The organism is Paenibacillus sp. J31P190 (assembly GCF_059692075.1).
This window is the reverse complement of record NZ_JCAUAS010000018.1, coordinates 38099-58901: the sequence shown is the minus strand read 5'-3', so window position 1 is coordinate 58901 and position 20803 is coordinate 38099. Positions and strand designations below refer to the sequence as shown.

Genomic DNA, 20803 nt, shown 5'->3' with positions numbered 1-20803 from the left:
ATGCGCATTTTATATTTAGACTGCTTCTCCGGGATCAGCGGCGATATGACCCTTGGTGCTTTAGTAGATGCGGGAGCAGATCGAGCTTATATTGAAGAAGAGCTTACCAAAATCAAGCTAGAGCCGTACATGTTGGAATGGAAGCGCGTTGTTAAGCGCGGAATTTCCGCCTTAAAGCTAGATGTCATTCTAGACCCACAGCATCCGCCGAAACATCATCGTCATTACTCAGAAATCGTACAAGTCATTCAACAGGCAGGATTCAATGAGCGTGTAACAGCTCTCAGCTTAGCTATCTTTGAAAAGATCGGTATTGCTGAAGCCAAAATTCATGGTATACCCGTTGAAAAAGTGCACTTCCACGAAGTCGGAGCCATAGATTCAATTGTAGATATCGTAGGTGTGGCCTTAGCCATTGACTCCCTACAAGTCGAGCGCATCTTTGCCTCTCCAGTACCACTAGGTTCAGGAACGATACATATCGATCATGGTATATATCCCGTACCCGCTCCAGCAACACTGGAAATGATGCGAGGATTACCTATTGCTTCAACCAACTATAACCTAGAGATGACTACGCCAACTGGTGCCGGTATTATTTCCGGAATCGTGGACGAGTTCTCCAAAAGCTTTCCTCCTATGATCGTTGATACCATCGGTTACGGTGCAGGCACAAGAGATTTACCTAATCAACCTAATGTGCTTCGTGTCGTAGTCGGTAAAGTTGATCCTTATATTGGAAAATGGCAAGTAAGCCACGAGCACCTTGCACATGATCATGGTCATGGACATACACATGATGATCATCATCACCACCAACATGAACATTCACATACACACCCTCACCATACATGAGCCTCCAAGGAGCCTATTTGTAAAATCCAAAAACGCCTCTTCCTTCAAATCAGGAGGAGACGTTTTTTTGTTTTTGCTGTATAAACTGCATCCTAACTTCCTCGTATACTTGCTTCAAAGGTACTTGATGCTCCTTAGCGATTTGTTCGCATTCTTTGAACTCTGGCGCATATTGTACCAATTTCCCTTGATGATAACCGACTTTTACCGTTAAAAGTCCCCATCGTGTTAGCACTTGCTCGAATTCTCTAGCCAATCTATGGCAGGACGCGTGCATATACCGGATGCCAAGTGTCGTTGTCTCGCTAAAAATAACTTCCTCTACAAGAGAAAGCCGTTCATTTTCAACCAGCACATTCAGCATTATCCCTGGTCTGCCTCTCTTCATAATTATCGGAACTACAAATACATCATTCGCACCTACTTCAAAAAGCTTATCCATTATATAAGAAACCCACTCCGGATTCATATCATCCAAATTTGCCTGAATCAACAGCATACTATCGTCCACATGCTCATCCCTATGATTAAAACCCACGTTCCTCACCTCTTACAGGCATCATAGCAAAAATCGGATAACAACGAAAGATGCAGGGATAAACATTCATAGAAGAGTACATCCTAAGAACTAACATTTCAGGAAGGATGATAGAGATGAAAAGCAGACCGTATTGGTCGCGGGTTCTTGTTCTTAGCCTCCTCCTATCAGCAACCGAATCCGTGACTCTTTCAGGCAGTGCTGAATCCCATGCCGCTGCATCTGACCAATTCTTTACCGCGGCTCCATCTAAGGTTAACCCGAACTTGAACGCTGAGCGGAAAGAGCTTTTTGAAAAAACAAGCATCTTATCAGGCATTCCATGGGCATACCTTGCCGCAGTTGATCAGTACGAAAGAACGATGAATTTCGCCAAAAAAAGGCCCGTGCATCAAGGGATTACCAGCATTTACTTCCCTGAATCAGATTGGGTGGGCTTATTGAATCCAGACCAGCAAGATACGAATCCTAGAAGCATCTCCTTCTTTCATGGTTACGGGCGAGATGGTTCAGGTGACGGCATCGCAGATCGAAACAACGATTTAGACGTACTGGCGGCTATGGCCACACTAATGAGTAATAATGGCAACCAAGAAGAAAATTTACAAATCAACTTATGGAATTATTATCAAAACTCGCGCAGTGTTGAACGTATCAAACAATTCGCTACAATCTATGCCACACTAGGTACCCTTGATGTTGGTGAGCATGCTTTTCCACTGCCAGTGAACACAGACTACTCCTATCGCAGCACATGGGGAGACAGTCGCGGATGGGGCGGGCATCGTTCTCATGAAGGAACAGATTTATTCGCGGGTTATGGTGTTCCTGTACGAAGCACTTGCTATGGCATTGTGGAAATCAAAGGATGGAATCCCTACGGAGGCTGGCGGATTGGTATTCGAGATGTGAACAATATTTATCACTACTACGCCCATCTCTCTGGTTTTCAAAAAGGAATCAAAGAAAACGATATTGTAAAACCTGGACAAACCATCGGTTGGGTAGGTAGTTCTGGTTATGGTAAACCGGGAACATCAGGTAAATTTCCACCTCATCTTCATTTTGGACTTTATCGTGATAATGGGCTAACCGAGTGGAGCTTCGATCCTTACCCCTCCCTTCGCAAATGGGAACGTGAAGATCGGATGAAAAAGAAAAAATAAAACCGCTCCATTATTGGGGCGGCTCTTTTTGTGTCTTGCTTTCTTGCGTTGTAACTCCCTCTACCTTTGGTGTTGTTGTTCCGGCATTCGGTATACTAGGCAAGGATAAACTCGGCGGACCTGCATCCTTATTACTACCCACAGGATTTCCCTTATTATCATAATAATAGGTAGGGACATCCCCAACCACGAGAGAATATGAAATAGGAATTTCAGTTTCCACAATTTCAGTATCGGAATCAAAGGGAATAATCACAGATACTTCAGCAATAATACGAACATACACTTCAAACATAACCATATTGATTCCTGCATTTTGAGAACGCGTATTCAGATCAACCTTCACATTACCAACTGGCAGCAGCCGAATCGGAATATCAGGGCCAAATGAGGAGAGAATCGCACTATTCATCGCTTGCCCAACCGGAATATGCTCTGAAATACTTTGTAAATCTTTCAGTTCACCTTGCACCGTTTTAATCGTATCCGCAGTTATACGCATATGCTCATTATAATTAAGCATGAATCCTGTTATTTTACCGTTTTTATCCATCTTCCAATCAATTAATTGCTCCGCACTCGTACTTCCAGCCACATGATCCGCAATAGCGCTATTGATCGCCTGTGTTGCTATCTGCTTTATGCGTACTTTTGCCAAATTCATCAGTGGAGGTCTAAGATTACGTTCTACGAAAATAAAAAACTGCACGCCAAATAAGACAAAGATGAGAAGACCGATCAACAGCACCTTTTTGCGGTTTGTTTTCCCTGTAGGTCTGCTTCTCCAGCGTCGCCTTAGCAGCATCCCATTCCCTCCCCTAGCCACTCAAATCAATTAGTACTACCTTATGCGGACATGGAGTGAAAAAGAAGACACGTTCCCAACAGCAAGTCCCCTCAACGGTCATACGTTCATCTCCTTTGTTAGTCTAACTCAACTCCCTCCCGATTCTACTTGAATCCCGTCCCATGATACTGCGACCCATCATCATTGCTACTTCCCACGTCCGTCTCATCCACTTCGTATCTACACACACTGCGACCCATCATCATGCTTACTCCCATGTCCGTCTCTTCCATTCTTTATCTACTAACGTCTGCACCTTATCAACTCGCATCTCGCAAAATTACTCACCACATCCTTCAGCAGACAGAACTTGTCCTGTCCAAGTCCTTTCCGTTCTGGTTTGTCTCAATACATGTATCTCAACTCATTAGTATCTTCCCTCCCACGCCACCTCACTTTGCATCCAACCCAACTTTTCACCACCTCTATGGACACTATCCCCATCACTCAGAAATCAGAAAATAATCCGAGTTTCAATCAAGTATTTTCCTTCTCCTCTTGAAATGAGATCATATGTTTGGTATAATATAAACAGGAACGTATATTCTTATTTTAATGCAAACGGAGAGATGCATATGAATTTTGCAAGTATGTCACTTGATCAATTTCAAAATCATTTTTCCACTGATAATGCTTGCATCGAGTATATTTTTCATACTAAGTGGCCTGAAGGTTTTAGCTGCCCGCGTTGTAAACACAGCCATGCTTATGTGACAACTACCCGTCGTCTTCCACTTTACGAATGCAGTCACTGTCGCCATCAAACGTCTCTAATATCCGGGACAATTATGGAGGGAAGCCGAACTGATCTAAGTAAATGGATGCTGGCTCTTTTTCTTTTCTCCCGTTCAAATAAAGGTACGACCGCAATCGAACTTTCTAATTTTATTAAGGTTACTTATAAAACTGCCTGGCTAATCTTATATAAAATCCGTTCTATGATTCATAATACCGATAATGAAACTCCGCTTTCGGGCTCAGTTTGTATTCATTCAGCTATCTATGGACGACCTTATAATCCTTCTGTTCACAAACACCCGCAAGAGCACCTTCTTCTCATAGGCTCATCAGTTAATGAATGGAATGAATCTATCTACCTCAAAATAAAGCACGTTCTTCTTACGAATCCAAAAGAAAGACATATTCCTCGTTTTGAAACAAAAGCCTTCCAACAACAGCACATAGAATCCGATACCCAAATTATTGAGATTGTTACAGGTTTTTATACCCCCACACGACTTCGCCCTTTACACGTATTCGCTAAACAGGCTAGTAAATGGATAAATAACACCTTCCATGGCCTCGGCCCCAAACATTTACAAAAGTACTTAGACGAATTTAGTTATCGACTAAATCTTTCTTCAAAAAACACACCTATTTTTGCCCATTTAATTCAACTCTGCTTCAAACCCGCTAGCTACTAATAAGACTAACAGTAGCATTCTATTTGGCTATTCAATTTCTTGTAATTACAGAAATAAAATTTAGTTTCATCCGACGAGCAGCTTGATCATGCATACATGCATACATACATACAATCATTCAATCATTCAATCATTCAATCATTCAATCTTCAATCTTCAATCTTCAATCTTTCAATTATTTAATCTTCAATCATTCAATTATTTAATCTTCAATCATTCAATTATTTAATCACTCGATCACTCACTCACTCACTCAATCAATCATTCATTCATATCTGGTTTCATTCTGAGTTAAAGGGATAGTGAACATAGTGGGCTGGAAGAGAAAGACCACCTTTGTTGAAAGGTGGTAGAGTGTTGGATTCATGGGTTGGGGTTGGGGGTTGGTTCTGGGGTTCTGGGGTTCTGGGTTCTGCGTTCTGGGTTCTGGGTTCTGGGTTCTGGGTTCTGGGTTCTGGGTTCTGCGTTCTGGGTTCTTGGTTCTGGGTTCTGGGTTTTTAATTTTTGATTCTTGGGTCGCGGCCCCCGATTCTCGGATCTTGGCTCTCGGATGGCTCTTGTTCTTAGCTCTTGGTGCTTCTTGATACTTCTTGGTTCGTTTATTGTCGGTGTCGTATAAATAATCTTCTTAATACCGATCCATAATTAGTTGTGTTTTCAGTGAATCTTGTGCGAGGAACCAGCCTTTACTTTGTAGATAGGTAATTAATTCATCGTGTTTAGTGGATGCTGTCGATTCACTATTTGTTTTAAATGAAGCTTCAACAATGTATTCAGTTCCCGTACCGGCTGCATTAAGAATTGGCCACACTTCGATATAAAGCTGTTGGCCGCTCCACGTTCCGACTGAACGTTTGGCTAGAACTGGGCCGTATACACGGGAAGAAGAAAGCATGCTAGTCCCCCATCCACTGTAAAGCCAATTATTAAATTTATCAGGTGCATTATTAATCAGAAGACTGCGGGAATCGGTTTGGTTTGGGAGGTCCATACCGCTATAGCCTGATTTAGTGCCTGTCTTTGGACGTGTAATACTTAGTGTTTTCTTCTGATATCCCCACTCGACTTGCGCCTCATAGCCCGTATCGCTTGAATCAAAGCCCTGTTGGTTTGCAAGTGTTAAGGCACCATTAATATCGTTGCCAATAATTGCATAGCGCTTTTTGTAGGTAAGCTCGAAATCGCTCTCTCCCTCTGTCTTACGAATCCGCGGACTCCACCCATTGTTATAAATGTCCTTGGCGTTCGTATCCAGGAATTGGACGTTCATCTTGGTCACGCTATCTGGCATGCCAAATGCAGTCTTTACGCTGCTTGTAAGTTTAAAGTCAGATCCAAGAACTGCAATTGGATTAAGGAGAAGCTTCACTTCATAATTCGGTACCATGTTGCTCGCAGCTGCGGCAGGCTTAGGCGCCCCGCCTAGACCAGCAAGTAAACTAGTTCCTACTACGGCCACTAGGACGGCCATCAGAGCATTTTTCTTTAACATCAATTCATCTCCTCTACCCAAATGGAAGGTTTACCCTCATAGACTGACATTAAAGGAAGAATGTCATTGGATGATTATCTACACTTGTATTTATTATAAATCTAGTAAAATGTGTAAAAAAGCTGAACCCCTTAACATTTAGGAGTTCAGCTGCGTTTCATTTTATAATTTCTCTGAGTTCATCCCAAGATACAATCCTTGGCAGGTTCAAGTGCTGATTATACGATCTATCTTTCACATATAAGTTCAATGGGAGGTGAGACAAGGTTTCCAGAACGGCCGGTTTATCGTCAAAATAATAATCCAAGTTCAGTTTTTCAATAATATGTACTTTCTCGGAATCACTCATCCCACAATAAAAATGTCCTTCAACCACCGGGAAACCATTGGCTATTAACCAGTTTTTCGTTCGGTCTGTATGTTCTTTAGCCCTTGCCGTGATATAGTACACCTCATGACCTTGATGCACTAGTTCCTGCAAGATGTCTACGGCGTGGGGAAAAGAAGGGCACTGAGAATAGTAAATGTCGTCGCGGAGACTAGACCATAGCTTGCCTCCTTCTTCTTTCGTCAAACCGAAGGCACTATGGATTTCCATCGTCGTTAAGGCGTGGAACGCATCCAAGCCAATATTTTGATTTAGCTTATGGTTATAAATATGAAAGGCATGTTCTCTTAAATTAATAAGTGTATCATCGATATCAAAGCCGAATTTCAAGGTTAACTCCTCATTTCACGGATATACTAGGCTGCCGGAGCAATTTCCTTTATTATTTTCCCCTTATTCCTTCAATATAAGTCCGAAAAGACTTGCAAAAACAGAGGCTTGTCCCCTCGAAATGATGCAGCCGCGCAAATCCTCTATACTCACACCTAAACTTGTAAATTCACAGCTGCTTATATCAATACCTGCGAGCTTCACACCTGTGAATTGTGCCCGGTCCAGCTGACAGTTATCGAAATACACTTTTTGCAGCGTGGATTCATAGAAATCCGCATTTAAAAGCGAACATTCCTGAAAAATAATCTGTTTGAAATTAGCCATTCGAAAGGTCGCATAGTCGGCCAAGCATGTATGTAATAAGACGTTTCGGACGGTTGCTTCTGTCAGGTCAATGCCAATGATCTTGCAATTTCTAAATTCAGTCCGATGGATCGTAGCTTCACCAAAATCAACGTTGGATAGATCGCATTTCTCGAAAATAACATCTGTCAGCTCTATGTTTTTCATCGATATCCGAGTAAAAGTAACATTACGAAATATCACTTTATCAAACGCGACTTTATCTCCGGACTGATTGTCAATGATACAATCACTTATAATACCCGTATGAAAGCTATCTTCCGGCTGCATTTCCTCGTTCGGCAGTGTTATGGCTGGTATTTCTTTGGGGATTTTTGGTGTTTCAATTTTGGGAATGCTCATCTGGTACTCCTTTGTAATCAAGTGATAGGGCAAAAAAATAAGCCTTACGGCTTTATGAACATGTACTCTTTGGTATTTAAGTCTCCCTTTATACTACCATCTCTTCTTCCCACCAGACAAATCTTGATCGCTTAACCCATTCAATTTCTCATATGATTCTTTCCACATCATATAAATGGATTGAATCTGGATAAATTCCTGGTCCGCCGGTCCTGCTCCTTGCATGAACATGGCCTCTAACATTTGTTTATAAAACGTCATTCGTTTATAAATAATTTGTTTCTCCAAGTCTATAATTTCATCCAAGGTATGATAATCCATAAATGACTTTATATCGTCCGGGAACTCATCATCCAGTTCTTCTCTAGGTGAAGGAGTAGGCCTAGGTGTAGACATGCTCGTTCTATTACTTAAATCAACTGTCGTCCTCAGCTCCGACAATAGGATATTCTCTTTCGCGCACATGACATGAAAATATTTATTTTTGAGCAGCTCATTAATCACAAGCTGACACATATCTTTATTCCGTATTAACATACCATCAAAGGGATGAAGTGTCCAAACATGATCTTTCTCATATATGTTGAAAGTGAACCATTCGTTGGCATACAAAATTCTGGTATTAATTGTATACTCGTCAACAATCTCAAATGTAAAATCCAGCAACGTACAGCCCCCTCCCCAGCATCACAAATCTATTCTTATATTCTACCAAATCATAACAAAAAAAAGAAACCTTTTCAGGTTTCACAGACGACTATTTTTCAATGAATTTAGACACATATTCTGCTTTTTCAGCGCTTGCTACGACAATGAGCACAATGATTATTCCAGAAAGTATAATCCCGCTTATTATCATCCTGTGCACCTTCTTTGACAGATTTGTTCATCTTATTCAAAGATATGATGCACGGTTTCTTTTATTCGCCTAAATCCATAATAACGTATTTCTCAATATGACTGGCCAGAATGCCATAATTAGGCTTTTGGTTGTCCACATGCCCACCCAAAATTGATTTCACTGCTAAATAAGGGAAATTAATACCTGATAGACAAGTCACATGCAACCCGCCAGACATTCTCGGATTAATCTCAAGTAATTTAGGCACACCCTGATTGTACTTCACTTGAATGTTGTAATTAAACGGGATCTTGTAGGTGGCAGCAACCTGATGTGCAATTTCAATTAGCTCAGGCACTTCCTCAAGCAGCCTTAGCCTTCCATCCGCTTTGCGGCGCGGTACAGCGGCAAGTAATTCCCCAGAAGCCGATGCTAAGCAATCGATACTGTACTCAAAACCGTTTAATAATTCCATCACCATCAAGTCCTCGAAACGATCTACGGATGATAAGGTCTTGTATACCTGTTCCGTAGAGAGATATGGAGTAACTGTACCGAACAGGTCGCTTAATGTATCCCGCCCATTGCTGATGATTCTGAAGCCCATACCGCCTTCAGCATTCGTTGGCTTCATACAAACCTGATGACCTGCACTAACGAGCGCCTCATAGGCTGTCATAAATTCATCTGCTGTATTGACCACATGATAATCAGGGATTGAAATAATGTTCTTTTCCCTAATGGATTCATAAAACTTTTGCTTTTCCAGCAAGTTCTCTAATAGTTCAAGGTCACGACAAACCGTTACTTTCGTTCCTACTTTTTCGAACAAATCAATATGCTTCGCTATTGCGTACATATGCAATCTGGGAATGAATACATCAATACCATGCTTTTTGCAGAAATCTAGCGCGAACTCCACATAATCATCATCACTTAAAACAGGTTCGGTATCCGCGTAATCAGCCGCCTGTAGAGCCATGTGAGTACGGTCCGGATGTGTAGCGTACATTTTGAATTGGACGCCATCCTCATTATTGCGAATGCTATTCATATAATGAAAGGCTACTGAAAACCAACGGTTAAACCATACTTTTTTCATGAGGACTCCTTAATGACAAATAGATTCGTTTGTTCTATGTTTACGGATTCAGCAAACTTAAGTATTTCGTCCGTAGCGAAAATCCCGGATTCCTCGGTAAATAAATAGTTCCCCGTCGATTGAAGCTGCTCTTGTCGAAATAATTCTCCGTGCCTAGGAGCGATAGAGAAATCAGCGAAATCAATCAAGATCCGATCCAAAAGGGAATCACCAGATGCCACAACTTGGCTCTCTCCTGTTAATTGCTTGAGATGCTGAACGGCATCTCTTTTATTAACGGATTGGGGAACGACATAGACCTTTCTTCCTTGAATGGAAGTGCTCCAGCCCATACGCAGAAGTTCTGCACTCATCTGGGTAATTTCCTCCAGCGGCAGCTTTGCCCGGTCAATGATATGGGAAAAAAATAGCTCGTCGCAATAGCTGGAACTGATAACCCATTCCGGACTAAGGACACGATCAAGCAGTATCCTGACATCCTGCACATGCTCACTTGATTCACTTACGCGTGCAACTATAGAAGCTTTCCATTCCAGATCGGGATGTCCATCTATCAGAATATTCCCGCCGTTGCTCGTAACGGCATAGGTGGGCTTCAACATTTGACTAATTAAATGTATACGATTGTACTGCTGCATGGTTCGTGTTGTTACCGGGATGAAAATGAGCTCCTTCATCAACTTTTGAAGCAGCTGGTAGGAACTTGAGGACATATACGATCTCACTTTACCGTCAATGAGCTCTGCTGTAATAATGCGATCTCCTAATTCTTCGGCACGCTCTAAAGGCTGTGAATAGATTAACGTTTGATCTAAATCACTTGCAAATATCATTCGGCATCTCCTTTTACGGATTTAATAATACCACAACAGGAATAAGTGAGACCTGGGTACACTTCTATTGGTACTTCCCTAGCTTCAGCTAAAAGGAGGATATGGCGTATATTCGGGTTATCTAAACGGTCAACTAATATCCGCCAAGGCACTCTACGGAGCAGTACACGGGTCGTTTCTCCAACACCGGGCTTGATCAAGTTGATATCCGCAATCTGATATTCGTTCTGAATTGCCTGAATATCTCGCAAACCCTTCCATGAAACTGTCGGAGGAGGCTGGAGTAATTCACGAGCACTATGCTGCGCTTCTTTCACTACCTCGCCAAAAAAGGGTACAATCTCCGCAATAAAATGATTGGAGAGATCCTGGTCCAACCACTCTTTATAATATTTGGAACCATGAAAGTCATATGGCCCAATGAGATCCTCGCGCAGCACCGTTCGACTCATTAAACCGGATACCACCGCATTCAAGCATGCACTCGGAATCAAGAAGTCTTCCCTCGTTCCAAACATATCCGTGCAATGACCAGGATCAGCAAGTACAGCAAGATCATCGTCCAGCTTGATCCCGTAATCTCGTTCCAGCTTGCTGCAAGCCTCTATAAGCACTTTACGGATTGCTCCCTTGCCGGTCCACCCGTCGACGAATTGAAGTTTCGCGTCTGGATGCTTTTGCAGGATATAAAACATTGCGTTCTCATCAATCCCTTTACCTCGAATAATCGAGATGCTGTAATGAGGCAAGTCCAACTGATGCACCTCTTGCAGGTAACGTCTTATTAGAATACCGACCGGTGTACCCGCTCTCGCAAGAGAGATCAGCACCGTATTCGGTCCTTTCTTATTTCGAATAAGCTCTGCCGTAGTACCGACGGCTAATGCTACCTTCTTGGATGACATCTGCAGCGTCTCTCGGTACAATTTTAAATAATCGGACGTTGGCAGATGCTCCTGCGGCAGCATTTCTGAATAATGAGTACCCGATTGAATGGCTAGCTCTCTCGCATCCATCGACTTTTCCAGCTTAACCTCGCTCAAATCCTTAAGAAGGAATGTCACATCAGAAGCTGGATAGCTTCCCAAGTGCCTAGGCTCCACTATTGGTCTAGCTCGCCAATCTTCCATACTGCATTCTCCTTCCATTCAACCGTTTGAGGAGAGAAAAATACAATATGAATCCTTTTCAGCCCTCTCGTTTGAAGAATTTGGAGCAATGGCTGCATTGAAGCTGGATCAGCTTCTCGTTCCATGAATACATAGAGATCGTCATACTTGCCTACAGGAACGTTGTATAGGAAATGAGTAACGTCGGGATCCTCCGGAGATGAGTACGGATAGCCTACCTTGACTGCGTAATCCTCTGTATCAATGGTATGAATTGGACTCCTCGTCGTCGATTGGTATGACACACCTTCTCCCATTTCAGCGGCAATTCGCATGGGGATATACATAAACTCACCTGTGCCTACGCACAACGTCTTCTTACCTATACGAGTAAGTTTCAACTGCTTGGCGGCTTGAGATATCGAATGACTGGATTGTTCGCTTTCCTCCGGCGTAAGACCAAATCTTCCGCTATGCTGTAAATAAGGATGTTGGCTCACGTAAGGAGCATGAGCGAATAGATGATCTAAATACGTGAAGTGAATGGGTCCCATTTGATTTGGAACAGGAAGGACAGGCACTTGGGGAGTTAAACTTTCTGATGAACCCGTTACTTTTACCTCACCTTTGACTAAGGAAAGCACGTGGATGGAGATTCCTAGCTCGAGCTCTAGCTTCAGAAACTGCTGCTGATCCTCTGGGGTTCTCCAATCAAGCAGAGCAAGGATATAATAGGTTGTCTTCGGAAATTTCCCCTGCATATCTCGAATAATGTTCAAAGATGTCTTACCTGTCGTAATTTCATCATCAACAAGGACTACAATCTCAGGATGCGTAAGCATATGAGGATCCTTCGCGTAACAATAATGAGCTACCGCATGGGAATGCTCCTCACTGAAATTAATGATGGATGCCGATCCTTTGATCACTTCGCGCGTGGTATGAATATAGCTGCCACCCTGACCAAAGGTTTCATAAACGGCATGTCCGATGGCTGTAGCCGTTTCAGCAAACCCTATAAAAGCAACAGATTGCGGTAAACTTAAACGATAGGACATAATTTCTTTATAGGCCGCCTCGGCCTGAGAAGGATCTATAATGCCTTGAATGGTTTGAGGGATTAACTGCTGCGGTATAGAACCTTTTAAGGCTTGTTGTAAAAGTAGTGCCAATGAAGCCCCGCTTAATAAGGAGGAATACGGGTTCACAGGGATATGTTTACCCAGCACTTTGCTAACAAACAGAAACGATCGTTTCTTATTGATTCTCGCCGCCATGGCGAACAGAGAGTCGAGAGGAATCTCAAAAGGATTAGAGGTCAATGTCACTTGAAGCTCTAAATCACCTGCGATTTTATACGTATGCTCGATTATGCTTGAGCAATAATCCGTCATATTGTTGTTGTTCATGCAGCACCCCATAAATTTGTGATCGTAAAAGAATACGTCTGGCCCAGCTTAAATGAGGTTTGATTTCATTCATTTTATTGGCATACGCGCTCTTAATAACGCCATGATCGCCATTATTGCTCGTAATAATGCTTGTAGCATCCGTATACTCTTCATGAGTCACCGCGTATAGCGATTGAACGGGTTTAATATGAGTAGGATGAATAATCGTCTTGCCAATCATGCCGTTCTCTTTATCCATAATCACTTCGCGAACTAAACCCTTTTGAGGGAAATATTCCCATACGGGTCCAGAAATAACGTAAGAGGCGTCAACGCGTCCAAATATATTAATAATGTCAGCCACACAGTCTCTAATCGGCGTTATGTCATAAATGGTCATGTCTGGGCTGCGTCTCAAACCAAATAAGCTGGAGAAATCTGTGGCGCCAATTCTTACATTGAGGACCAAATTCTTATACTGCTCTAGGATCTCCTTAATCGTTTGAAGCGTATAAGTACGGCTTTCCTTATAAATCACAGGTCCGGACTCTAGAATTGGAAGACCATATAGCATGGGGGAGGAAGGCGGTTTCTCATCATTATAATTTTCTAGTATTTGAAAATAAGCCTCACCATTGTCTGCAGTAAATTTCGGGAATACAAATCCCGTTAAAAGGGCTACATTTTCCTCTAATCTTTCAATCAAATAATTTAACTGATTCACCCTTCTTACTCGTACGAATAAAAGCGGAAGATTATCCGTATGAAGAATTCCGACCTCAATGAAGGTGGCTAGCTTATTCATTTGATTCACCAAGGATTCTTCTGCGGCATAAACCTCATTTTCACCAACGGCATCTTCCAAATCAAGAATAACTGAAACTAGACCTTCAATTTTACCAAAAGCGATATCTTCTGCGAACGTGGGACGTGTAGCCGGCATATAAAGAGCAGCACCAATGGAATAAGCAAGGATTTCTTTGCGCGAATGATTATGGAAGGAAGTCGGAGGTAAATAAAATAGAGCTTTCTCTTCATCCGCTGTTAAATAATTAAAATATCTCAATCCCGATTCCTCCCTCTTTCGTTTAAGAAACAATCCCCCCATAAAGGAGGGATTGTCAATGTTAGTCGGTACTATTAGTTAGCTGATTCCTGCTTGTCCTTTTTGCGAAGTAAACTAAGAACTATCGTGCCTCCGAATATGACAATAAGGGTTGAGAAGAAAAGAACATGTGAAATATGGACACCGAATGCGCCTGCAATCATCTTAAGACCAATGATGATAATAAGGATGAAGGCTGCTTTCTCCAACTCTGGAATCTTGTCAATGAGCTTTAAGAAGACTTGCGCCACGCCTCTCATCATAAGTACACCTATGATGCCTCCAAGGAACAATACCCAAACCTTGTCACTTACGCCAAAGGCAGCAAGTACGCTATCGACACTAAAAGCAATATCCATGACTTCTACAGCAAGAACAGTTCGCCAGAAGGAAAGTCCTTTATTCTGAACCTCCCCTTCCTCTTCCTTCTTCTTGAAGAAAAGATTACTGATGGCAATCCAAAGGAGATAGGCGCCGCCGAGCACTTTAATCCAAGTAATTTGAACAAGGAATGTACCTACTCCAATAGCTATGAATCTGAAAATGTAGGCACCTAGGAGTCCGTAGAATAAAGCTTTTTTCTGCTGTTCCTTCGGTAAATGCTTTACCATTACTGCAAGTACCAATGCGTTATCAGCGGATAAAAGCCCCTCTAAGATAACTAGTGTCCCGATAATTCCCCAGCTAACCGGATCTGAAAGTGTTGTTGACAGCACTTCCCAATTGAAAAAGTTAAGGAAGTTATTGATAAAACTTTGAAAAAAATCTGACATGCCTTGACCCTCCTGTATTTTTCGCTAATTATTTACTTATTTCCTGCAACCCATCTCATTCCCCATCCAAAGGCTTCATCTAGCGCCTTATGTCCGGAGAAATATTGAACAAGCCGTTCAATGCTAAATGTTTCATTATTTTGGTTACGAATTAATGCAATGGCACACATGCCGTGACGATTATCATGTTCGTTCAATTTCACTTCGATGTCAGGTCCGCCATCTTGTTTGATGGACACTATTCCATCTGCTTCAGACCAAGTGGTTGCACCTTCGTAAATGAAAGTGAAAATTAGAATGCGTTCAAATTCAGAGAGCTTATTCCCATTAATTCGAATGTTCTCTCCTGTTGTTACCGAGCCCGTACGATCATCACCGTCTAAGGCAATATACGGCTCTCTATTAAGTGAGCCAAATCGGTTGCCAAGGGCTTGAATAACGCCCTTCTCACCGTTCTTTAATTCATATAAACAAGCCAGATCCAGATCGATTCCTTTGCTTTTCCCAAAAAATCCACCAGGTTTCTTCTTCTGATTCCAGTTTAAATTAATAACAATTTCCCCTAGATTGCCTGTTGTCTTCTTCTCAAGACTAATGCGATCGCCCTTCTTCTTCAATTCAATCTTATTCAGATTAATTGGAGCCGGAGGGATAAGAGGAGGTTTACTCGCTTGCGCCGGAGTTGAAACTGGGGGAGGCGTCGGTGTCGGATTAGGCACAGGGTTAGGTGTAGGTTCATCCTTAACCTCGATTCCGAAATTACCGCACAGCGCTTTCAGCCCACCGGAAAAGCCAGATCCAATCGCACTGAATTTCCATTCTGTGCCGTATCTATATAGTTCCCCTACAACAATAGCTGTCTCAACGGAGAATTGATTTCCTAATTCATATCGCAACATATCTTGCCCTGTGCTAGGATGAAAAATCCGTAAATAAGCTTGTGTCACTTGGCTGAATTGTTGCTTTAACTTCTCACCCTCATGAATGGTTAGTGTGATAGCAACTTTCTCAACATTGGCTGGAATGCCCAAAAATTGAATAGAAAATTGCTTCTTATCGGTCCCTTGAGAGGGTTGATCGATGAAATTCACACCGCTTTTGGTAGGGTTGTTGTAGAATACCAACTGTTCGTCATTATCTACCTTCCCATTAGCGCCTAGCAAGAATGCTGAAGTATCCAGATCTATGTTCGCAGGAGAGTTCCATCCGAGTCCAATACCAATCTGTGAGAGTCCCGGATTTGTTTTTGTAACATCCGTCTTTTGGCCTTTTACAAGAGATATATGCATAAGGGCTGTCCCTTCCGTACTCAATAATTGAAGGGTGATGCCTTACTTGCACCACCCCACCTGTTCTGAATTTACTGGGCATCAAGTCCGTAGTTTTTACAAAGGGCTTGAAGACCACCTTGAAAACCACTTCCAACAGCTTGGAACTTCCATTCTTGACCTTGGCTGTCTCGGTACAATTCACAAATGACTACAGCCGTTTCTACAGAAAAATCCTCACCCAAGTCATAACGTAAAATCTCCCGATTCGTTACCTCATCAACAAGCCGAACGAACGCATTCGATACTTGTCCGAAATTTTGGTTGCGGTTCGCTCCATCATGAATCGTAACAGCTATTCCTACTCTGTGAATATGTGCAGGGATTTTGGAGAAATCAACTTTGATTTGCTCGTCATCCCCATCGCCATCACCTGTACGATTATCGCCGGTATGCTGGACGCAACCATTAACACCAACCAAGTTGTTGTAAAAAATGAAGTCCTCTAGCCCTTTGGCTTTACCTTCAGCATGAAGCAGAAAGGCTGATGCATCCAAATCGAATGAATGCCCACCACTATATTTGTTCGTATCCCAACCTAACCCAATGATAGCCTTGCTGAGGCCAGGGTTCGTCTTGGTTAAGTCAATTCGTTGACCTTTTGACAAGCTGATTGTCATTGCTGCATCTCCTTAGAGTTTTCGCAAGAAAACTAGCATCGTAAGCATGATAAATTAAAATCTTAGGAAGTTTGTAAACCGTAATCGCGAGCTAATCCTGCAAGACCGTCTTTGTAGCCGCTGCCGATTGCGCTGAATTTCCACTCGCCGTTGTTACGGTACAATTCACCGATGACTACGCCTGTTTCAATGGAGAAGTCTTCTCCAAGATCAAAACGGATCAATTCTGCGCCTGAACCTTCATTAAGAATACGAACGTAAGCATTGGAAACTTGTCCAAAGTTTTGCGCTCTTGCTTCAGCATCATGAATGGTGATGCAGAAAGCAATTTTCTCAGTTTCAGCTGGAACTGCACTTAGATCAACACTTACTTGCTCATCATCGCCATCGCCAGCACCTGTACGGTTGTCGCCGTTATGTACGATTGAACCATTCGCATTCTTCGGGTTGTTGTAGAAGATGAAATCAGATTCAGATCCTACTTTGCCAGAAGCATTAACAGCGAAAATGGAAGCGTCTAGATCGAAGTCTTTACCGCCATCATATTTGTTCGTGTCCCAACCTAGACCAACAACAACTTTAGTTAGACCTGGGTTTGATTTTGTTAAATCAACTTTTTGACCTTTGGATAGTGAAATTGCCATTGAATATAACCTCGCTTTATAAGGGGATTTGGTGTTGCTATTATTGATATCGTTTAACTAATTGTCCAACCGTTGTATCCGTGCTGCCTTCACCAATGGCGTTGAATTTCCATTCGCCGCTATGACGGTAAAGTTCACCAACAATAAGAGATGTTTTACCTGAATAATCTTCGGTCAGATTAAATTTAATCAATTCTTGGTTATTCGAATCATTCACTAACCGGATGTAGGCGGATTGAACGAGACCGAAATCTTGTTTTCTATTGACGCAGTCGTAGATATTAACAACGAAAACGATTTTACTCACATCCGCAGGAACTTGTCCTAAATTAACAGATACTTGCTCATCATCGCCATCGCCTTCCCCCGTGCGGTTATCACCGGAGTGAACCACTGAACCGTCAGGGCTTTGCAAGTTAGCGAAGAAAACAACATTTTTCTCTTTCGTCAATTTACCATTCTCATCTAGTAAGATGACGGAAGCGTCGCAATCAATTTCAACTGCTGTTTTTTTGGATCCGAAGAAACCTTTCTTCTCCACAACTGCAGGATCCCAACCTAGTCCAACTACAACTTTGGAAAGACCCGCATTACCTTTGGTTAAATCAATCTTTTGACCTTTGACCAAACTAATTGTCAACGAGGTCACCTCCCTTCATATCCTGTATTCGTACACTCTTTCATTTGATACGGATGAAGTTCGAACACGTTTCATTTTTCCGATTAAATGTTTTGTAAATCGATGATCACAGACTAAATTCGCTAGGATTGAGGTTCAGCGCTGTACAAATATCTTTGACAACCTTCTTCTCTTGATCATCAAAATCTCCGTCTGCAGCACCAATTGCGCAGCATACCGCAATGATAATTCGTCCAACTTCCGGCTTATTGTTAAACTTGGAAATAACTTTAAGCGCCTCTTGCTTGCCTACAATGTTTGAGAACTCAAAGTTGCCAGCAAAGTGATTGAAGCGAGCGATGACATTACTGACATCAAATACTTTAAGCTCTTCGCTACGGCTGATGTAACCAATCATCTTTTCCTTTTCTGAATTACCAATGCTGCCGTCAGCTGCCGCTACAATCGCACAACCCGCTACTACGGCATCCAGAAAATCTTTGTTTTGAAATTTTTTGACTTGATCGGATAAGCCTGTTTTTGCATTTGAAAACCATGATTTAAACGTACTCATTTCAGCACCACCTATAAGATTTAGTAACACATTTTGACTATAGGCTACATTTTTCTCCACAATAGTCTATGTTCACAGTTTATACGATTACACATTTGTTTTCAAATTTTGGAATTTCGGAGCTGCTTTGGGAAATAATTCAACCTAAACGCCATAAAACCGCCCAAAACGGGCGGTTAAAGACTAAGTAAATGAAATGGAAATGAGTACCACGACTAACTGATTTCTAGATAGTAGCCTCAACCTTCGTATAACGATTTGCAGGAATCGGTACGCCTAGGTTCCCCCGCAATGTGTCAGATTCATACTCTTTCCGGTAAATACCGCGCTCTTGCAGGATTGGCACAACGAGATCGACGAAATCGTCCAATCCTTTGGGAAGAGCTGCAGCAATAATAAAGCCGTCTGCCGCTTCTTCTTTGAACCAGAGTTCGACACGATCCGCTACTTGTTCAGCTGTTCCTGTGAACTCATTGCGCGGTGTTGCCACGCTAAGCGCCACTTGTCTCAAAGTGAGATTTTTCTCCTTCGCCGTCTGCTTGATTTTATCCGTACCGCTGCGGAAACTGTTGCTGCCGAAATCACCAAGATCCGGGAACGGTTCATCAAGTGGATATTGAGAGAAATCGTGGTGCTCAAAGAAGCGCCCCAGAAAATCTAATGCTTTATCAATCGTAACTAAGTTAGCAATCTCTTGATATTTGCTTTCTGCTTCTTCTTCTGTGCGTCCGATAATCGGACTAATCCCAGGAAGAATAACGAGATCTTCGGCTGAACGGCCATAAGCTACCGCTCTGCTTTTAATATCCTGATAATAAGCCTTAGCTTCCTCAATCGTTTCATGTCCGGCAAATATGGCATCAGCGACTTTAGCCGCGAAAGCCCGACCATCCTCAGAAGCTCCTGCTTGGAAAATAACCGGCTGACCTTGCTTCGAACGCGCAATATTGAGTGGACCCTGTACGGAGAAAAACTCCCCTTTGTGGTTCAACGTATGCAGTTTGCTCGGATCAAAGAATACGCCGCTTTCTTTATCCCGGACGAAGGCATCGTCTTCCCAGGAATCCCAAAGTCCACGCGCTACTTCCAAGAATTCATTCGCAATTCGATATCGTTCAGGATGTGTGGGGTGCTGGTCTTTGCTATAATTTCTAGCCGATCCCTCTAGAGGTGAAGTCACGATGTTCCAGCCTGCACGCCCATCACTAATCAGATCCATCGAGCCGAATTGTCTGGACACTGTAAAGGGCTCGCTGTAAGAGGTCGAAAGTGTACCCACAAGACCGATGTTGGACGTGACGGCAGCCAGCGCCGAAAGAATTGTAATCGGTTCAAACCGATTCAAAAAGTGAGGGATGGATTTCTCGGTAATATAAAGACCGTCCGCAATGAAAACCAGATCGAATTTACCTGCCTCAGCTTTCTGGGCTTGTTGTTTATAAAAGCCAAAATTGACGCTGGCATCTGTAATCGCCTCAGGATGGCGCCATCCTGATATGTTTCCACCGACACCATGAATGATAGCTCCAAGCTTCAATTGCTTTTGTTTTGACATCGTCATCACGTCCTTATGATTATTATTGAAGAATCGCTGCTTCTTTGAGCTGCAGACGGTAGCTTTTTACTACGTTTTCGCCTTTTAGAATATCCTTATCAAATGCCCGTTCGAAGCCTAAACGCTCATAAAGCTTCACGGCAGATTCCATCATATCGGAAGTGTGCAAATGCAGCGTTGATGCCCCCAATTCCAGCGCTCGTCTGGCGCTTTCTTTAATGAGCTCCGTTGCGATTCCCTTGCCTCTAGCTTGCGGGGAAACAGCCAATAAGCGAATAATCGGCGTATGGATATCCAATTCAGGAAGCCCATAGGCAACCTGAGAAGACAGGAACAAGAGGGAGCTGCCCACGATTTCCCCATTGATTTCCGCAATTAGTCGTGCAGAAGGAGCGTCGCCATCTACGGAGGCAAGAATGTTGTCTCTGTATTGCTGCCATCCTTCGGGTGGAAGAACTGCTTCGTATTGTCTGTAGGCATCAATAAGAAGCTGCCTAATCACCTCACGGTCTTCCGTACGAGCTTCACGAATCCGAATCCTATTTGTACTCATTTCCCCCA

Annotated in this window: 23 protein-coding genes; 4 read left to right on the top strand and 19 right to left on the bottom strand. The window is 42.6% G+C overall.

The window, feature by feature from the left end:
* Positions 1–855 carry a nickel pincer cofactor biosynthesis protein LarC gene (gene larC, locus AC58U0_RS26135; protein ID WP_497381823.1) on the top strand — a complete coding sequence of 285 codons (855 nt, stop codon included), beginning with the start codon at positions 1–3 and terminating at the stop codon, positions 853–855.
* A 49-nt stretch (positions 856–904) separates the two neighbouring features.
* On the opposite strand, the gene larC2 is transcribed toward larC, so the two are convergent.
* Positions 905–1393: a nickel pincer cofactor biosynthesis protein LarC2 gene (gene larC2 / locus AC58U0_RS26130; protein ID WP_497381822.1), complete on the bottom strand. Its 489-nt coding sequence runs from the start codon at positions 1391–1393 to the stop codon at positions 905–907.
* A gap of 116 nt (positions 1394–1509) precedes the next feature.
* On the opposite strand from larC2, the gene AC58U0_RS26125 reads away from it, so the two are divergent.
* Positions 1510–2559, top strand: a complete 1050-nt coding sequence (locus AC58U0_RS26125) for a M23 family metallopeptidase (protein ID WP_497381821.1) — start codon at positions 1510–1512, stop codon at positions 2557–2559.
* Positions 2560–2569: 10 nt separating this feature from the next.
* Here the strand turns inward: AC58U0_RS26125 and yunB are convergent, their stop codons facing one another.
* On the bottom strand, positions 2570–3361 hold the full coding sequence (gene yunB / locus AC58U0_RS26120) for a sporulation protein YunB (protein ID WP_497381902.1): 792 nt from the start codon (positions 3359–3361) through the stop codon (positions 2570–2572).
* A 620-nt stretch (positions 3362–3981) separates the two neighbouring features.
* Here yunB and AC58U0_RS26115 point away from each other — a divergent pair.
* Both AC58U0_RS26115 and AC58U0_RS26110 read left to right on the top strand, forming a co-directional pair.
* Positions 3982–4830 carry a transposase gene (locus tag AC58U0_RS26115; protein WP_497381820.1) on the top strand — a complete coding sequence of 283 codons (849 nt, stop codon included), beginning with the start codon at positions 3982–3984 and terminating at the stop codon, positions 4828–4830.
* A gap of 357 nt (positions 4831–5187) precedes the next feature.
* A complete protein-coding gene (locus AC58U0_RS26110) occupies positions 5188–5331 on the top strand; it encodes a hypothetical protein (RefSeq protein WP_497381819.1) in 144 nt (47 codons plus the stop codon).
* 127 nt (positions 5332–5458) lie between these two features.
* Here the strand turns inward: AC58U0_RS26110 and AC58U0_RS26105 are convergent, their stop codons facing one another.
* The 17 genes from AC58U0_RS26105 to AC58U0_RS26025 form a co-directional block, all read right to left on the bottom strand.
* On the bottom strand, positions 5459–6322 hold the full coding sequence (locus AC58U0_RS26105; RefSeq protein WP_497381818.1) for a hypothetical protein: 864 nt from the start codon (positions 6320–6322) through the stop codon (positions 5459–5461).
* 157 nt (positions 6323–6479) lie between these two features.
* Positions 6480–7040: a 5' nucleotidase, NT5C type gene (locus AC58U0_RS26100; protein WP_497381817.1), complete on the bottom strand. Its 561-nt coding sequence runs from the start codon at positions 7038–7040 to the stop codon at positions 6480–6482.
* Positions 7041–7103: 63 nt separating this feature from the next.
* Entirely contained in the window at positions 7104–7748 is a 645-nt protein-coding gene (locus AC58U0_RS26095) for a pentapeptide repeat-containing protein (RefSeq protein ID WP_497381816.1), read from the bottom strand.
* Positions 7749–7841: 93 nt separating this feature from the next.
* On the bottom strand, positions 7842–8414 hold the full coding sequence (locus tag AC58U0_RS26090; RefSeq protein ID WP_497381815.1) for a hypothetical protein: 573 nt from the start codon (positions 8412–8414) through the stop codon (positions 7842–7844).
* 254 nt (positions 8415–8668) lie between these two features.
* Positions 8669–9691 (bottom strand): ATP-grasp domain-containing protein, encoded by a 1023-nt coding sequence (locus AC58U0_RS26085; protein ID WP_497381814.1) that lies wholly within the window; start codon positions 9689–9691, stop codon positions 8669–8671.
* Positions 9688–10524, bottom strand: a complete 837-nt coding sequence (locus AC58U0_RS26080) for an HAD family hydrolase (RefSeq protein WP_497381813.1) — start codon at positions 10522–10524, stop codon at positions 9688–9690. Before AC58U0_RS26080 ends, AC58U0_RS26085 begins: the two co-directional genes overlap by 4 nt.
* A complete protein-coding gene (locus tag AC58U0_RS26075) occupies positions 10521–11654 on the bottom strand; it encodes a cysteine protease StiP family protein (RefSeq protein ID WP_497381812.1) in 1134 nt (377 codons plus the stop codon). The genes AC58U0_RS26080 and AC58U0_RS26075 overlap by 4 nt, the downstream gene beginning before the upstream one ends.
* Positions 11627–13042: a phosphoribosyltransferase family protein gene (locus AC58U0_RS26070; RefSeq protein ID WP_497381811.1), complete on the bottom strand. Its 1416-nt coding sequence runs from the start codon at positions 13040–13042 to the stop codon at positions 11627–11629. The genes AC58U0_RS26075 and AC58U0_RS26070 overlap by 28 nt, the downstream gene beginning before the upstream one ends.
* The gene (locus AC58U0_RS26065) at positions 12987–14090 is read right to left on the bottom strand and encodes an HpcH/HpaI aldolase/citrate lyase family protein (RefSeq protein WP_497381810.1); all 1104 of its coding nucleotides are present in this window, start codon (positions 14088–14090) and stop codon (positions 12987–12989) included. Before AC58U0_RS26065 ends, AC58U0_RS26070 begins: the two co-directional genes overlap by 56 nt.
* Positions 14091–14164: 74 nt before the next feature.
* Positions 14165–14902: a TerC family protein gene (locus tag AC58U0_RS26060; RefSeq protein WP_497381809.1), complete on the bottom strand. Its 738-nt coding sequence runs from the start codon at positions 14900–14902 to the stop codon at positions 14165–14167.
* A gap of 32 nt (positions 14903–14934) precedes the next feature.
* On the bottom strand, positions 14935–16191 hold the full coding sequence (locus AC58U0_RS26055) for a TerD family protein (RefSeq protein WP_497381808.1): 1257 nt from the start codon (positions 16189–16191) through the stop codon (positions 14935–14937).
* Positions 16192–16262: 71 nt separating this feature from the next.
* Positions 16263–16850, bottom strand: a complete 588-nt coding sequence (locus tag AC58U0_RS26050; RefSeq protein ID WP_057307628.1) for a TerD family protein — start codon at positions 16848–16850, stop codon at positions 16263–16265.
* 62 nt (positions 16851–16912) lie between these two features.
* The gene (locus AC58U0_RS26045; RefSeq protein WP_057307629.1) at positions 16913–17494 is read right to left on the bottom strand and encodes a TerD family protein; all 582 of its coding nucleotides are present in this window, start codon (positions 17492–17494) and stop codon (positions 16913–16915) included.
* A gap of 40 nt (positions 17495–17534) precedes the next feature.
* The gene (locus AC58U0_RS26040) at positions 17535–18134 is read right to left on the bottom strand and encodes a TerD family protein (protein ID WP_057307630.1); all 600 of its coding nucleotides are present in this window, start codon (positions 18132–18134) and stop codon (positions 17535–17537) included.
* Between the two features lie 106 nt (positions 18135–18240).
* The gene (locus AC58U0_RS26035) at positions 18241–18687 is read right to left on the bottom strand and encodes a tellurite resistance TerB family protein (protein WP_057307631.1); all 447 of its coding nucleotides are present in this window, start codon (positions 18685–18687) and stop codon (positions 18241–18243) included.
* Between the two features lie 226 nt (positions 18688–18913).
* Entirely contained in the window at positions 18914–20242 is a 1329-nt protein-coding gene (locus AC58U0_RS26030; RefSeq protein ID WP_497381807.1) for an LLM class flavin-dependent oxidoreductase, read from the bottom strand.
* A 22-nt stretch (positions 20243–20264) separates the two neighbouring features.
* Entirely contained in the window at positions 20265–20795 is a 531-nt protein-coding gene (locus AC58U0_RS26025) for a GNAT family N-acetyltransferase (protein ID WP_497381806.1), read from the bottom strand.
* Positions 20796–20803: the final 8 nt, after the last annotated feature.

What these genes read in the sequence shown, in the direction of transcription:
- larC (WP_497381823.1), top strand. Translation starts at nt 1, where the DNA reads ATGCGCATTTTATATTTAGACTGCTTCTCCGGGATCAGCGGCGATATG.
- AC58U0_RS26125 (WP_497381821.1), top strand. Translation starts at nt 1,510, where the DNA reads ATGAAAAGCAGACCGTATTGGTCGCGGGTTCTTGTTCTTAGCCTCCTC.
- AC58U0_RS26115 (WP_497381820.1), top strand. Translation starts at nt 3,982, where the DNA reads ATGAATTTTGCAAGTATGTCACTTGATCAATTTCAAAATCATTTTTCC.
- AC58U0_RS26105 (WP_497381818.1), bottom strand. Translation starts at nt 6,322, where the DNA reads ATGTTAAAGAAAAATGCTCTGATGGCCGTCCTAGTGGCCGTAGTAGGA.
- AC58U0_RS26095 (WP_497381816.1), bottom strand. Translation starts at nt 7,748, where the DNA reads ATGAGCATTCCCAAAATTGAAACACCAAAAATCCCCAAAGAAATACCA.
- AC58U0_RS26085 (WP_497381814.1), bottom strand. Translation starts at nt 9,691, where the DNA reads ATGAAAAAAGTATGGTTTAACCGTTGGTTTTCAGTAGCCTTTCATTAT.
- AC58U0_RS26080 (WP_497381813.1), bottom strand. Translation starts at nt 10,524, where the DNA reads ATGATATTTGCAAGTGATTTAGATCAAACGTTAATCTATTCACAGCCT.
- AC58U0_RS26075 (WP_497381812.1), bottom strand. Translation starts at nt 11,654, where the DNA reads ATGGAAGATTGGCGAGCTAGACCAATAGTGGAGCCTAGGCACTTGGGA.
- AC58U0_RS26070 (WP_497381811.1), bottom strand. Translation starts at nt 13,042, where the DNA reads ATGAACAACAACAATATGACGGATTATTGCTCAAGCATAATCGAGCAT.
- AC58U0_RS26060 (WP_497381809.1), bottom strand. Translation starts at nt 14,902, where the DNA reads ATGTCAGATTTTTTTCAAAGTTTTATCAATAACTTCCTTAACTTTTTC.
- AC58U0_RS26055 (WP_497381808.1), bottom strand. Translation starts at nt 16,191, where the DNA reads ATGCATATATCTCTTGTAAAAGGCCAAAAGACGGATGTTACAAAAACA.
- AC58U0_RS26050 (WP_057307628.1), bottom strand. Translation starts at nt 16,850, where the DNA reads ATGACAATCAGCTTGTCAAAAGGTCAACGAATTGACTTAACCAAGACG.
- AC58U0_RS26045 (WP_057307629.1), bottom strand. Translation starts at nt 17,494, where the DNA reads ATGGCAATTTCACTATCCAAAGGTCAAAAAGTTGATTTAACAAAATCA.
- AC58U0_RS26035 (WP_057307631.1), bottom strand. Translation starts at nt 18,687, where the DNA reads ATGAGTACGTTTAAATCATGGTTTTCAAATGCAAAAACAGGCTTATCC.
- AC58U0_RS26030 (WP_497381807.1), bottom strand. Translation starts at nt 20,242, where the DNA reads ATGTCAAAACAAAAGCAATTGAAGCTTGGAGCTATCATTCATGGTGTC.
- AC58U0_RS26025 (WP_497381806.1), bottom strand. Translation starts at nt 20,795, where the DNA reads ATGAGTACAAATAGGATTCGGATTCGTGAAGCTCGTACGGAAGACCGT.